The sequence below is a fragment of the uncultured Tenacibaculum sp. genome (genome assembly GCF_947495995.1).
GTDB lineage: Bacteria > Bacteroidota > Bacteroidia > Flavobacteriales > Flavobacteriaceae > Polaribacter.
Window position 1 is genome coordinate 387161 of record NZ_CANMAX010000001.1, and the last position, 15050, is coordinate 402210.

Sequence of the window (15050 nt, forward strand, 5' to 3'; positions counted from 1 at the left end):
TTGAAGAATTTATTACTATACTTAGTATTATTACTTTCTATTCAAGGATTTTCACAGAACAATGCTGTTAAAGCAGAAGTGGACACCATGAATATTCGTATAGGAGAACAATTCCAATACAAATTGTCTATCGATGGAACTGATAATGTTATCATACCTAAACTACAATTAAACGGATTAGAAGTTATTGATAGTTTAAAGTTAGATACAATCCAAAACAAACTTGTTCAGAAATATATTCTAACTGGTTTTGATAGCGGTGCTTTCTACATACCAAGACAGCAAATATTCATTAGAAATCAAGCTCATTTTACTGATAGTTTATTAATTAACGTAGCTACTGTAGCTATAGATACTACGAAAGTAAAAATGTTTGCGATCAAAGGAATTAAAAGTGAACCTTATCGCTTCGATGATTACAAACATATTTTATTTTGGGTTGTTGCTATTCTACTTTTAGTTGGATCTATCTTATACTTTGCTCTTAAAAGAACTAATGATGATGAAGTTCAAACTTCAGAACAACTTTTATCACCTTATCAAGAAGCTTTAAAAGGTTTAAAAGTACTTGATGGAAAACTTTTATGGCAGAACAATAAAATCAAAGAACATTATAGCGAGTTAACTCATATCATCAGGAATTTTATCGAGAGAGAACTTCACGTTCCTGCTCTGGAGACCACTTCCGAAGGCTTAATAGAAAGCTTAGCTGACTTTAATGATTCTAATGCTATTATAGCAGAAAAAGAAACAATTGACAAGTTAAATGATTTATTAAGACAAGCTGATTTAGTAAAGTTTGCTAAATCAAAACCTTTAGCTCATGAAATTGAAGCCGATAGAAATATTGCGAAATATATTATCGACAATTTAAAACCTAACGTAACAGAATCAGAAACTACAGAAGTTGACTTAGAACCTGTTATTATTGTTGAAAAACCAATTGTGAAGAAACCATCGTTGTTAGTTAAAATAATTACAATCATAGTAATTGTTTTATTCATCGCTACAATTATTTATTCGGTTTCAAAAACACAACCAATATTAAATTCATTAAAACCACAAGTAACAGATGTTCGATAATTTTGAGTTCCATAGTCCAGAATTCTTGTGGTTATTAATTGCAATACCACTTTTAGCTGTTTGGTTATTTTCAAACAGAAAAAAAGAAAACACTTTACTTTCTGTACCTAACATTAAAGGTTTTGACGGAGGAACTAGTTTACTTCCAAAACTGAAACCTTTCTTACATGTGTTTAGGTTATTGGCTTTAGCGGCTCTAATTGTTGCTTTGGCCAGACCAAGAAATGTATCTGTTAGTAAGAAAACAAAAACAAATAGAGGTATCGATATTGTTATGGCAATTGATGTCTCTGCAAGTATGCTAGCAAAAGATTTAAAGCCAAATCGATTAGAAGCCTTAAAAAGAGTTGCTGTAGATTTTGTAAATAGAAGACCTAACGATAGAATTGGAATAGTTGTTTATGCTGGTGAGAGTTTTACTCAAACACCTATTACCAGTGATAAATCTATTGTAAAACGTACTATTTCTGAAATTAAATGGGGACAATTAGAAGGAGGAACTGCCATTGGAATGGGATTAGGTTCTGCCGTGAACCGTTTAAAGGAAAGTAAAGCTAAAAGTAAAGTTATTATTCTACTTACCGATGGTGTTAACAATGCTGGTTTTGTTGATCCTAAAACTGCAACTGAACTTGCTAAGGAAATCGGAATTAAAGTATACACCATTGGAATTGGAACTAACGGAATGGCTCCTTTTCCATGGGCAAAAGACCCAAGAACAGGACAATTATCTTTTAGAAACCAGAAAGTTGAAATTGATGAAAAGTTACTTCAGTTTATTGCTGATGAAACCGAAGGTGAATATTTTAGAGCTACCGATAACTCTTCATTAAAAGAAATTTACGACGAAATTGACAAGTTAGAGAAAACTAAAATAGAAGAATTCAAATACTATAACTACACTGAAAACTATAGATTTTTTGTGTTTTTAGCAGGTATATTCTTGATTTTAGAATTCATATTACGAAACACGTTATTTAAAAGCTTTATATAACATGTATAAAATAGAAGAACCAATATATTTTTACTTTTTCATTATCATTCCAATAATGATAGTCATTTTCATATTGGTTTTATGGTGGAAGAAAAGCACGCAAAAGAAGTTTGCAAATACAGAATTGCTAGCTAAACTAGCTCCAAATGCTTCTGTATTTAAGTCGATTTTAAAGCTTGTATTTCTTCTAGTAGGAATTAGCTTTTTAATCATTTCCTTGGTGAATCCAAAAATGGGTACTAAGCTTCAAACTGTAAAACGCGAAGGTGTTGACATTATATTTGCATTAGATGTTTCCAAAAGTATGTTAGCCAAAGACATCGCTCCTAATCGTTTAGAGAAATCGAAACAAATTATCTCTAAAATTATAGATAAGCTAGGAAGTGATCGTGTTGGAATCATTATTTATGCTGGAAATGCATATCCATTATTACCTATAACAACAGATCATGCTGCTGCAAAAATGTTTTTGCAAAATGCAAACCCAGATATGGTTTCTAGTCAAGGAACTGCCATTAACGAAGCTCTAGATCTTTCAAGAACTTATTATAATAATGATGAACAAACTAACAAGTTTCTTATTATAATTTCTGATGGAGAAGATCATCAAGAAGAAACCAAACAAAAAGCACAAGATATCGCTAACGAAGGTGTAAAAGTTTACACTGTTGGAGTTGGAACAGAAAATGGAGGACCAATTCCAATTGAATTAAACGGTGGTCTTGTTGGTTATAAAAAGAACAGACAAGGTGAAACTGTAATCACCCAAAGAAAACCAGACGTTTTACAAGGCATTGCTGATGTAGCGAATGGTGAATATATAGATGGAAATAAAACCGAACAGCCTGTAGAAATAATCGAAAAGGTTATAGCTAATGCACAAAAGAGTGAATTCGAATCCACTCAATTTTCAGACTATAAGGATCAATTTCAATGGTTCGTTGGAATTGGATTATTATTTTTAATAATCGATATTTTCTTCTTTGAAAGAAAAACAAAATGGATTAAAAAAGTAGATCTATTTAACGAAAAAGAATCATAATTCATATGAGAAAATCATTTGTTAATTTTTGTATTACTTTATTGGCATTCATGAGCATTTCTTCTGTATTTGCTCAACGAGACACACTAAAACTTCAACGCGAGGCAAGGTCTTTATTAAGATCTGGTAACGAACTTTATAATAAGGAGAAATTTAACGAAGCTTCTATCGCGTACCGAAAAGCGCTTGGTAAAGATGGTAAATACGATAAAGCAAGTTACAATTTTGGAAATTCTCTATACCAAGGTAAAAACTATAAAGAAGCTGTTTCTCAGTACGAATTAACTACAAAAACGTCTAAATCTAAAGCAGAAAAAGCTGAAGCTTTCCATAACATTGGTAATGCGATGATGGAACAAAAGCAATACGATCAAGCTGTACAAGCTTATAAAAATGCCTTACGTAATAATCCTAATGACGATGAAACTCGTTACAATTTAGCTGTTGCTAAGAAAAAAGCAAAAGATCAGCAAAAGCAAAATAAGAACGACAAGAATAAAAAAGATAATAAGAAGGATAAAAAAGACGATAAAAAGGATCAAAAAGACAAACAAAATAAAGATCAGAATAAAGACGACAAGGAAAAGAAAGACGACAAAAAGGATCAAAAAGATAATAAAGACGATCAGAAAGATCAAAAAAATAAGCAAGACAAAGACAAGAAGCAAAAACCTAAACCTCGTCCAGGTAAAATGACTCCTGAACAGATGAAACAGCTGCTTGAAAGCTTAAATAATGAGGAAAAGAAGACTCAAAAGAAGATGAACGTTAAAAAATCAAAAGGAAGGAAAATAAAACAGGAAAAAGACTGGTAAGAATTATGAAAAATTTAAGATCAAAATCTTAAAAATCAATTAATTTATACTGCCTAAAAATATTTATTTTTATCCGTTTTTGAATAACAAATGAAACTGAAGTTTATATCATTTATATTAGTATTCGTATCGCTATCTGTTTTTGCACAAGATGCTGAATTATCAGTAAAAGTTAGCAAAAATAAGCTTGGTGTAAATCAACGTTTACGCGTTAAGTTTGCCATTAATAAACAAGGTGCAGATAATTTTACTCCTCCAAATTTTACAAATTTCAAAGTCGTTGGTGGTCCTAGTCAATCTGTGAGCCAATCTTGGGTTAACGGAAAATCTAGCTTCACACAATCGTACACTTACATTATTCAACCATTACGAAAAGGAGAATTTAATTTACCATCTGCAAGTATTGAATTTGATGGAAAAACTTTAAAATCTGAACCCGTTAAAATTATTGTTACCAAAGCAGTAAAAACACCTAAAAACCCAAACGATCCAGATTATATTGCTGAACAGAACATTCACTTAGTTGCAGAAGTATCAAAAGGTAGACCGTATGTTGGTGAAGGAATTTATGTGGAATACAGACTGTATTTTAGTAACAACGTTGGTATTTATGATAACGCGATTACTGAATCTCCTCAATATATAGGCTTTTGGAATCAAGAGATAAAAGGTGATGGTTCTCAAATTAAAACAGCAATGTACAATGGAGAACAATATCGATATGCTGTTTTACATAGAGCTTTACTTATTCCTACGAAGTCTGGAAACTTAACTATCGATCCTATGAAAATGGATATTTTAGTTGCTGTTCCTACAGGTAGAACTGACTTTTTCGGGAACCCGATTACTCGAAGAGTAAGAAAACAATATGCCTCTGCTAAAAAAACAATACGAGCTAAAACTTTACCAGAAGAAGGAAAACCTAGTAGTTTTACTGGTGCCGTTGGAGAATATAAATACGAATTAACTGCTAATAAAAACACATTAAAAGCCAACGAATCTTCTGAATTAAAAGTTGAAATATCTGGTAAAGGAAACTTAAAATTATTTGAACTTCCTAAGATAGAAACACCTAAAGAATTAGAAGTTTATCAACCAGAAAGAAAAGAAAATGTACAAATCACTTCATCTGGATTGAAAGGATCTGTTACAGATACTTATACTGTTGTACCACAATACAAAGGAAAATATAAGATTCCAAACACAGAATTTTCTTATTTCAACCCGAAAGATGAAAAATATTATACGATTGGTACAGAAGATTTATTTGTGAATGTTACTGAAGGTAAAGAATTAGTTACTAATACGAATCCGAAAGTAAATAAACTAGATGTTCAAACAACAGGTAATAATTTCAGATATATTCAAACTTCTACTTCATTAGAGGAAGTTCAAAAAGAAAACTTTTTCAAGTCTGCTTTGTTTTACATCTTGCTTTTACTTCCATTAATTAGCATACCTCTTGCAATTTTTATTGGTAAAAAGAAAAGCGAGCGTGATTCTGACATCATTGGAAATAAACAAAGAAAAGCAGATCGATTAGCGAAGAAATATTTATCTGAAGCAAGTAAACTACTTGGACAAAAAGAAGCTTTTTATGAAGCTTTAGAGCGAGCTTTACATAATTACCTTAAAGCCAAGCTTAGAGTTGAAACTTCTGATATCAGTAGAGAAAAAATTACAGAATTATTAGAGAATAAAAATGTTGATTCTTCAACCATAACTGAATTTATTGATGTATTAAAGAGATGTGACTTTGCTCGATATACACCGATTTCAAATGTAGAAATGAATGAAGAATACAACAAAGCTAAACAAGTAATAACCTTATTAGACAAGCAATTATCATGAAAAAAATAATTTGGTTACTTACATTTATATTGATTTCGAATTTTGCTGGAGCACAAGATCTTGATGCTACGTTTAAAAAAGCAAATTCACTATATAAAAACGGAGAATATAAAAAAGCTGCTGAGCTTTACGAGGAAATCATCACCTCTAAAAAAGTTTCTTCTGAATTATATCATAATTTAGCCAATAGCTATTATAAATTAAACGAAGTTGGTCCGTCTATTTTCTATTATGAGAAAGCCCTACTAATCGATCCTTTAAATGAAGACGCTAAAAATAATCTTGTTTTTGCGAAACGTTTGGCTTTAGATAGAATAGAAGAGTTACCAAAATCTGTTTTACAGAAATTCAACAGTAATTATATTAGTAAAATCAGTTATAATAACTGGGCTAAGATTACAGTTTTCTTATCTTTTTTGGCCGCTTTCTTATTTATCTCTTATTACTTCTCTAGTAGTCCGACTAGAAAAAGATTATTCTTTACTACAAGTATTTTAAGTACGTTGTTACTAGTTATTTCTTTAGCGATCTCATACCATCAATACAATAAATCTGCAAACACTATAGAGGCAATTATTTTCTCTAGTGAAGTATCTGTAAAAAATGAACCTACAAAAAATGGCGACGAAGTATTTGTTATTCATGAAGGTGCTAAAGTTAGAGTATTAGATGAAGTGGATGACTGGCAAAAAATACGTTTAGCAGATGGAAAAATAGGTTGGTTAAAAAGCAATGACATAAAAATATTAAGTCTTTTTTAATATTTTAACAAAACTCCTACCCTAGAGTTATTTATATTTGATATTTTTATGATAATGATAAGGGTAATTTATACATACATGTTTTCATTAATTCTGCTTACATCAATTGTATTGCCTACCTATCTAGTTATCAATAATTTTAACTGTGAAGTTTCTTTAGAAATAGACATGGAAGAAGATGGTGAAGAAACTGAAATTAGTAAAGATATTGAGATTAAAATTGTGAGTGTTCTGCCTAATTTTAGAACTTACTTTCATAAAACGATTCAAAAAAACATTATTTATATTTCAATAGAATATAACTCTATATTCAGAAATTTAGAATCTCCACCCCCAGAATTTTATAGTTAAACTTCATATTTACATTTTACATAAATTTTTAAAAATTAACTATAAAAAAATACTCAGCTAACTTCTAGTTGAGATCTTAATATTATCATGTTTAAAACAATAAAAAACGACTTTCCCGCTAGTATAGTGGTATTTTTTGTTGCATTACCTTTATGTTTAGGTATTGCATTAGCAAGTGGAGCACCTTTATTTTCTGGTTTAATTGCAGGTATCATTGGTGGTATCGTTGTAGCAAGTATTAGTGGTTCTAGTATTGGTGTTAGTGGACCAGCAGCTGGTTTAGCTGCAATTGTATTAGCCGCAATCGTAACTCTTGGTGGATTAGAAAACGGTGGTTTCGAAAAATTCTTAGTAGCTGTAGTTTTAGGAGGTGTTATTCAAATACTTTTAGGAGTTGCAAGAGCTGGAATTATTGCTTATTTCTTCCCTTCTTCTGTTATTAAAGGAATGCTTACTGGTATTGGAATCATTATCATTTTGAAGCAAATTCCTTATTTCTTTGGAATGGATAAAAACCCAACTGGAGATTATTCTTTTCTTAAAGTTGAATGGCAAAATTTAATTTCTGGTTTATTAAATTCTATTAATGCATTAATTAGTGGAAACATTAGTATCGGTGCAACACTTATTGGTATTATCGCATTAGGAATTTTATTATTATGGTCTAATGTATTATCTAAAAAAGGAAAAATTTTCCAACTGGTACAAGGTCCATTAGTAGCTGTAGTTGTTGGAATCATATTCTACGTTGTAACTCAAGGAGGTTCTTTAGAATTATTACAAAAGCAATTAGTTTCTGTTCCAGTACCTGATAGTTTCGATAGTTTTAAAGGGCAATTTAGTTTTCCTAACTTTTCTGCTATTGGAGATAAAGATGTGTGGGTAATAGCATTTACAATTGCTATTGTTGCGAGTTTAGAAACATTATTATGTGTTGAAGCTACTGATAAATTAGACCCTGATAAAAATGTAACTCCAACAAACCGTGAGTTAATCGCACAAGGAACAGGAAATATTATTTCTGGTTTAATCGGTGGATTACCAATTACTCAAGTAATCGTAAGAAGTTCTGCAAATATTCAATCTGGCGGAAAGAGCAAAATGTCTGCTATTATTCACGGATTTTTATTATTAATTTCTGTGATTTTAATTCCTACACTTTTAAATAAAATTCCTTTATCTGTATTAGCTGCTGTATTATTCGTGGTTGGTTTCAAATTAGCTAAGCCATCAACATTTAAAACAATGTTTAAATTAGGTTGGAAACAATGGTTACCATTTATGACTACAGTTTTACCAATGGCTATTACTGGTGATTTATTACTTGGTATCGGATTAGGTTTAGCAGTAGGTATCTTTGTTATTTTATTCAAAAGTTTCCAAAACTCTCACTTTTTACACAAAGAAGGTGAAAATGTAAATGATGGAAAAATTAAAATGACATTAGCCGAAGAAGTTACTTTCTTTAATAAAGGAGCAATTTTAAAAGAGTTAGATAGTTTACCTGAAAATTCATCTTTAGAATTAGACGTTACAAAAACAAGATATTTAGATAATGATATTATTGAAATTTTAGAAGATTTTGCATACAAGGCTAAAGAGCGTAATATCGATATCAAATTAATTTCTGAAAGAGGTGTTATAGAAAACCCTCCAAGTTATATTGAGTTTTTTAGATTAAACCCTAAAAGTTAGTTTTTAATACAACACTAAAATTATTAGTGTATATTATGCCTAACTAAAGAATTCAATTTAACAGAAAATGAAAAATCTATTCTCTAACATTAAAGGAGATCTTTTTGGAGGTATAACAGCTGGTATTGTAGCCTTACCATTAGCACTAGCATTTGGTGTTTCATCTGGTTTAGGACCTACAGCAGGTTTATATGGAGCTATAATTATTGCGTTTTTCGCATCTTTATTTGGAGGTACAGATACACAAATATCTGGTCCAACTGCACCTATGACTGCTGTAAGTATGGTAGTTATTGCAGCAATTATTGCTGCTAATGACGGAGATGTAAATCAGGCATTACCTACAATACTAACTGTATTTCTTTTAGCTGGTATTCTTCAAATTGGTCTTGGATTACTTGGCTTCGGAAAATACATTCGTTATATTCCTTATCCTGTAGTATCTGGTTTTATGACTGCAATTGGAGTCATAATTTTATTTACTCAGATTTTACCATCTATAGGTTATTATGCAAAGGAAGACACTAGTTTTGTAGAACAGTTTAAACCTAAAGCTCAAGAAATCATCTTACAAAATATTTTAAAAGATGAAGCTGGAGAAGGAATTCTTGTATTAGAAGATTTCAAAGAAACGATTAAACGTTCTAATGAAATTACACAAGAAGCAATTTTAAAAGAAGCTAAAACTTTAGCAGGAAAAGAATCATCTGGTGTTTTAGGTGCTTTAAAGGTATTACCTAGAGCAGTTAAAAACATTAATCTTTTAGAATTACTGTTAGCCTTAGGAACTATAATTATTATTTACGGATTTAAAAGAATTACTACAGCTATTCCAAGTACACTTGTTGCACTGGTGGTGATGACAGTAATCGCTTTAATCTTTAAATTACCATACAGGCCTATAGAGGAAATTCCTGGTGGATTGCCTGTTCCGAACCTAGAAATATTTTCTGGTTTTAGTTTAGGTAGTATAAAGCCCTACATTTTTACAGCTTTCACACTTGCTTTGTTAGGTGCAATAGATTCTTTATTAACTTCTGTAGTCGCTGATAATATGACCAAAACTAAACATAAACCGAATAAAGAGTTAGTTGGTCAAGGTATAGGTAACAGTATTGCAGCTATTTTTGGAGGAATTCCAGGAGCTGGTGCAACAATTAGAACTGTAGTAAACATCAAATCTGGAGGTAAAACTAAACTTTCAGGAATGATTGCTGGAGTGATGTTATTAATCATATTATTAGGATTAGGACCTATAGCTTCTAAAATACCAGCAGCAGTTCTTGCTGGAGTTTTAATAACTGTAGGAATTGGAGTGATGGATTACAAAGGACTTCGTGCAATTCCTAATTTACCTAAAGATGTAAAATTAGGACCAATTAAACTGAGTTCAGAATTTATTATAATGCTTACCGTATTACTACTTTCTACGTTCTGGGATTTAGTTTACGCTGTAGGTATAGGGTTAGTGATTGCATCGTTAATTTTTATGAAAAAAATTGGTGATGTAACCGCTAAAAGTTCAGATGTAACAGCTTTACAGGAAGAAGCATGGGAAGATGAAGCTGATTTTCCTGATGATTTATCTGACAAAGTATTTATTAAACATATCGACGGTCCTCTATTTTTTGGTTCTACAAGTAACTTCCAACAATTGGCAAAACAAATCCCCGATGATGCTTCATTAGCCATTATTAGAATGGATAGAATGCCATATGTAGATCAGTCTGGATTATTTGCATTAGAAGATATTCTTATTGATTTAGAGAAAAATGGAATTCATGTACTTTTTGTAGGAGTTCTTGAACAACCAAAATACATGATGGAAAAAATCGGATTAATTCCTGATTTAGTGTCTACAGAACATACATTCAAAACCTTTTCTGATTGTTTAGATTGGGTTAAAGAAAATATTTAAAACATAAACCATTATTAAAAAGAATTAAAATGAGAAATACCGCTTTAACTAAAGAGTTACAAGGTAACTTTACTCCTAAATCAGTTTTACAAGATTTATTAGATGGTAACGAACGTTACATTGCTAATAATCTTACAGCATCTGATGTTACTTCTCTTGTAGAACAAACTACCGGCGGACAATTCCCAAAAGCTGTAGTTTTATCTTGTATCGATTCTAGAGTTCCAGTAGAATTAGTTTTCGATCAAACTATCGGAGATATTTTCGTTGCTCGTGTAGCAGGAAACTTCGAAAATGTAGATATTTTAGGAAGCATGGAATATTCTTGTGCTGTTGCTGGAAGTAAATTAGTTTTCGTTTTAGGACACGAAAGTTGTGGAGCAGTAAAAGCTGCTTGTGACGGTGTTGAACTTGGTAACATTACAAGTATGTTAGCTAATATTACACCTGCTGCAAAAATGGCTTCTGAACAAGTAGATGGTGTTGCTGATTCTTCAAACCCTGCATTTGTTGCTAAAACTGTAGAAAACAATGTAAAACTAACTATTGAAAGAATTAGAGAACGTAGTAAAATTTTACAAGAAATGGAAGACAATGGCGAAATCGCTATTGTTGGTGGAGTATATTCATTACACACAGGAAAAGTTACAATGTTGTAGAAAAATGACATTCTTTTCAAAAAAAATGACAAGAGCGTTTAATTAAAATTAAGCGCTCTTTTTTATTTAAATAATTTAAAAAACTGAACTTCAAAAACATACACAATAAATTATCTCAAACCCTTATAAATATTAACACTCAGCTAACTTTTTTAAGATTTCTTTCACAGATAATAGATTCGTATTAAGATTAACTTTGATTTTTTTAAAATTAACCTCACATGAATCTAAAATTACTCAGAGGCAGTGTTTTATCACTGCTTGTGTTTGGTATTTGCGGTACTTTAAATTCGCAAAATCTTAAACCAACGGCAAACTACAAGGCCGTAAAGAAAGATCAGGTTTACAAAAACCAAAAAATGTTTGACAGTAAAACTGGAGCTACAGACTCAAGAACTGTACCTCAACGTCAAGCAGATAATGCTATCGAAAGAGCTAAATTTGAGTTTGAACGCTTAAGAAATCCTTCAACAGGTGAAATCCCTAAAGGAATTAGAAAAGCTGAGCTTAAATTTTCTAAAAGTATTAGCACAGACAATTATTTTAGTAGAGCTTACTCTAGATCTGCTAACAATGGAAATTTTTCTAACTGGATAAATAGAGGACCTTATAACGTAGGTGGTAGAACAAGAGCATTAGCTATCGACAGAAATAACGAGAATGTTATTTTAGCTGGTGGTGTATCTGGTGGCTTATGGAGATCTGAAAACAATGGTGAAACTTGGAGAAAAGTAACACGTTCTTTCCAAAGTCCGAGTATTACGACTATTGTACAAGATCCAAGACCTAACAAAGGATACATCTGGTATTTTGCCTCTGGTGAAAGGCAAGGAAATTCTGCTGGAACAAGTGGTGGTTTTTACCAAGGAAGCGGAGTTTACAAATCTCAAGATCAAGGTAGAACTTGGGAATTATTAAGAGCAACTAGAAACGAAAATGTTGGAACATTTGAATCTAGTTTCGATTTAATCAACTCAATTGCTGTAAATCCAACAAATGGAGATTTATATGTTGCTACTTTTAATGGATTATTCAGATCTAAAGACGGTGGAAATTCTTTTAGCGAAGTTTTAGCTGGAGGTTTTGATAATACTGTTGAAGTTAGTATTACTCCTTCAGGAAGAATCTATGCAACTATAGATTCAGGAGGAGTTCCTAATGCAGGTTTCTTTACGTCTACTGATGGAGACAACTGGACTAACATTACTCCAGAAGGTTTCTTAACTAGATATGGTAGAACTGTAATGGGAATAGATCCTTCTAATGAAAATAGTGTTTATTTCTTTACACAAGATCCAACAGATAATGCAGCTTTATACAGATATAATAGAGTTGAAAATGCTTGGGAAAATTTATCTGCTAATTTACCTTCAGAATCAATTGGAGGACGTGTTGGAAATTTAAATTTACAAGGTGGTTACAATATGTTAGTTAAAGTTCATCCTGCAGACAATAATATTGTTTTTGTTGGAGGAACAAACTTATACAGATCAACAACTGCTTTTAATACTTTAGCAGCGCAAGAAAGCTGGGTAGCAGGATACTCTCCTATCAATAATGTTAGTTTATACACAAATCAACATCCAGATCAACACGCTTTAGTTTTTTATCCTTCTAACCCTAACAGAGCTTTATCTGGAAATGATGGTGGTGTATTTATTGCTGAAAACATTACTGAAACAAATCCTGGTATTGAGCCTGTAAGATGGGAATCTTTAAACAACGGATATATTACAACTCAACCTTACCATGTTTCTTTTGATCCTGAAGCAAATTCAGACGATTTACTTGCTGGTTTTCAAGATAACGGTACTTGGTATACAAATTCTACTGATCCTAATGCTATTTGGGAAGAAGATTTCGGTGGAGATGGTAGTTATAGTGCTATTGCAGATGGAGGAAGAACTCGTTACGTTTCTTCTCAAAACGGAAATCTTTTCAGATTTAACTTTGATGAAAATGGAGATTTCTTATCATTTACAAGAGTTAGACCAGCAGGAGCAACAGGGTTTTCTTTTATAAATCCTTTCATTCTAGACCCTAACAATGATAACATTATGTATATGCCAATTGGAAATAGTGTTTGGAGAAATAGAAATTTAGATGAAATTCCATTATTTTCTAATGGTGATGCTAGTGTTAACTGGACAAACATTTCTACTTCTAGAACACCGGCTGGTACTAGAGTTACTGCTGTAGATGTTTCTAAATTCCCAGTGGGGAATAAATTATATTATGGTACAAATTCTGGAGCTATCTACAGAATGGATAACGCTATTCTTGATGATCAACCAGCTGTAGATATTTCTTCTGGTAAAGGATTACCAACTGGTTTTGTTAATGATATTAATGTAGATCCTTCAAACTCAGATAGAGTTATTGTAACATTCTCTAATTACGGTATTCCTAGTGTTTTCTTTACTGAAGATGCTGGAGAAACTTGGACAAACATTAGTGGTAACTTAGAAGAAAGACCTGACGGATCTGGAAACGGACCTTCAGTAAGAAGTACTGCTTTCTTAGGAAGTAAGGAAAATCAATACTCTAGAAATCAAAAAATCTTTGCTGCTACAAGTACAGGTTTATATTATACTGATTATTTAAACGGACGTAATACTGTTTGGAGAAAAGAAAATAACGCTATCGGAACTGCTGTTACTGATGAAGTAGTAACTAGAAAAGATGGATTTATCGCTGTTGCTTCTCATGGTAATGGATTATTTAGCGCACGTTTCCCTATTACTGCTAACCCTTTACCTGAAGCTACATTAACGAATGAATTTTTAATTGACAATGTTAATTTACCAGCAAATAGTCCTGATACAGAAATTGATATTACAGGATTATTTGTTCAGTCTGCAGGATTACCTATAGCTATTGAATTATCAAATACTAATCCAGAGTTAGTTACTGCTACTTTAGATGGAAATACCTTAACCTTATCGTATACTCCTGAAGCTACAGGTGTAGCTTCTATTGGATTTGTTGCTACTTCTAACGGAGAACAAGCTGCAACTGCATTTGATGTTACAATTTCTGAACCTAGAATTTACGAGCAAGTTGGAACAGAAGTTTCTCAAATTCCTTCTCAAAATGTATTTGATTTCGGAGGAATTCTTCAGGCAGCTGATGACTTTACTGTTCCTGCAGGAAATACTTGGGTTATTGAAAGAATTTTAGCCTTTGGTAACGGTAGCGGATCTCCTCAATATACTAGTGTAGATGTAGTCATTTATGCAGATAATGCTGGAACTCCTGGTGAAGAAGTTTTCAATAGTGGAGCGATTACACCAATTTCTAATATAGATGATCCTAATTTAAATATTGCACTTCCTGAAGCTCTTACTTTAGAAAGTGGAAACTACTGGATTTCAATATATGTTAACTTAGCTTTCTTACCTGGTGGAAATCAATGGTTCTGGGCTTCTCAAGACAATAGTGTAGGACAAGTAACGCAGTTTAGAGATACTGCAAATTTACTTGGTACTGGTGCTGTTGATTGGACTCCTACAAATATTGCATTAGGTAGAGCTCCTATCGATCAAACTTTCCAAATTTTTGGAGACATCATAAATACAGGTGGTGAAGAAGAAAATACACAAGAAGCTTCTTTAGTTTCAATTGAGGGACAATTAAATTCATTAGCTTGGCCAAATCCATCTACTGGAATTTTTAACTTCAACTTACAAACAATTTCTTCAGAAAAAGAATTATCTATTCAAGTAATCGATCTTTCAGGAAAAATTGTTCATCAGAACTCTAAAGTATCTACAAAGACTAATTACTCTTGGGATGCTTCAAATGTTTCAGCTGGTATTTACTTAATCAATATTGAAGGTCAAAAAACCACAAAACGTTTCAAAATCGTAAAAAAATAAAAA

11 protein-coding genes are annotated in these 15050 nt (G+C 31.9%); all 11 read left to right on the plus strand.

Annotation, left to right across the window (positions count from 1 at the left end; genetic code table 11):
* The 11 genes from Q1A15_RS01715 to Q1A15_RS01765 all read left to right on the plus strand — a co-directional run bounded on the left by Q1A15_RS01715 (position 1) and on the right by Q1A15_RS01765 (position 15047).
* On the plus strand, positions 1-1083 hold the full coding sequence (locus Q1A15_RS01715) for a hypothetical protein (RefSeq protein WP_299617741.1): 1083 nt from the start codon (positions 1-3) through the stop codon (positions 1081-1083).
* The gene (locus tag Q1A15_RS01720; RefSeq protein ID WP_299617744.1) at positions 1073-2077 is read left to right on the plus strand and encodes a VWA domain-containing protein; all 1005 of its coding nucleotides are present in this window, start codon (positions 1073-1075) and stop codon (positions 2075-2077) included. The genes Q1A15_RS01715 and Q1A15_RS01720 overlap by 11 nt, the downstream gene beginning before the upstream one ends.
* Before the next feature lies 1 nt (position 2078).
* Complete coding sequence (locus tag Q1A15_RS01725; protein ID WP_299617746.1) at positions 2079-3119, plus strand: VWA domain-containing protein; 1041 nt, start codon at positions 2079-2081, stop codon at positions 3117-3119.
* A gap of 5 nt (positions 3120-3124) precedes the next feature.
* Complete coding sequence (locus tag Q1A15_RS01730; RefSeq protein WP_299617749.1) at positions 3125-3934, plus strand: tetratricopeptide repeat protein; 810 nt, start codon at positions 3125-3127, stop codon at positions 3932-3934.
* 90 nt (positions 3935-4024) lie between these two features.
* On the plus strand, positions 4025-5785 hold the full coding sequence (locus Q1A15_RS01735; protein ID WP_299617752.1) for a BatD family protein: 1761 nt from the start codon (positions 4025-4027) through the stop codon (positions 5783-5785).
* Complete coding sequence (locus Q1A15_RS01740; RefSeq protein ID WP_299617755.1) at positions 5782-6546, plus strand: tetratricopeptide repeat protein; 765 nt, start codon at positions 5782-5784, stop codon at positions 6544-6546. The genes Q1A15_RS01735 and Q1A15_RS01740 overlap by 4 nt, the downstream gene beginning before the upstream one ends.
* A gap of 111 nt (positions 6547-6657) precedes the next feature.
* Positions 6658-6897: a hypothetical protein gene (locus tag Q1A15_RS01745; protein WP_299617758.1), complete on the plus strand. Its 240-nt coding sequence runs from the start codon at positions 6658-6660 to the stop codon at positions 6895-6897.
* A gap of 87 nt (positions 6898-6984) precedes the next feature.
* Positions 6985-8592: a SulP family inorganic anion transporter gene (locus Q1A15_RS01750; protein WP_299617761.1), complete on the plus strand. Its 1608-nt coding sequence runs from the start codon at positions 6985-6987 to the stop codon at positions 8590-8592.
* Between the two features lie 67 nt (positions 8593-8659).
* The gene (locus Q1A15_RS01755; protein WP_299617764.1) at positions 8660-10510 is read left to right on the plus strand and encodes a SulP family inorganic anion transporter; all 1851 of its coding nucleotides are present in this window, start codon (positions 8660-8662) and stop codon (positions 10508-10510) included.
* Positions 10511-10539: 29 nt separating this feature from the next.
* Positions 10540-11169 carry a carbonic anhydrase family protein gene (locus Q1A15_RS01760; RefSeq protein WP_299617768.1) on the plus strand — a complete coding sequence of 210 codons (630 nt, stop codon included), beginning with the start codon at positions 10540-10542 and terminating at the stop codon, positions 11167-11169.
* A gap of 221 nt (positions 11170-11390) precedes the next feature.
* Positions 11391-15047, plus strand: a complete 3657-nt coding sequence (locus Q1A15_RS01765; protein WP_299617771.1) for a T9SS type A sorting domain-containing protein — start codon at positions 11391-11393, stop codon at positions 15045-15047.
* Positions 15048-15050: the final 3 nt, after the last annotated feature.

Coding starts and splice junctions, on each gene's coding strand:
- Q1A15_RS01730 (WP_299617749.1), top strand. CDS start 3,125: ATGAGAAAATCATTTGTTAATTTTTGTATTACTTTATTGGCATTCATG.
- Q1A15_RS01725 (WP_299617746.1), top strand. CDS start 2,079: ATGTATAAAATAGAAGAACCAATATATTTTTACTTTTTCATTATCATT.
- Q1A15_RS01735 (WP_299617752.1), top strand. CDS start 4,025: ATGAAACTGAAGTTTATATCATTTATATTAGTATTCGTATCGCTATCT.
- Q1A15_RS01720 (WP_299617744.1), top strand. CDS start 1,073: ATGTTCGATAATTTTGAGTTCCATAGTCCAGAATTCTTGTGGTTATTA.
- Q1A15_RS01740 (WP_299617755.1), top strand. CDS start 5,782: ATGAAAAAAATAATTTGGTTACTTACATTTATATTGATTTCGAATTTT.
- Q1A15_RS01760 (WP_299617768.1), top strand. CDS start 10,540: ATGAGAAATACCGCTTTAACTAAAGAGTTACAAGGTAACTTTACTCCT.
- Q1A15_RS01755 (WP_299617764.1), top strand. CDS start 8,660: ATGAAAAATCTATTCTCTAACATTAAAGGAGATCTTTTTGGAGGTATA.
- Q1A15_RS01765 (WP_299617771.1), top strand. CDS start 11,391: ATGAATCTAAAATTACTCAGAGGCAGTGTTTTATCACTGCTTGTGTTT.
- Q1A15_RS01750 (WP_299617761.1), top strand. CDS start 6,985: ATGTTTAAAACAATAAAAAACGACTTTCCCGCTAGTATAGTGGTATTT.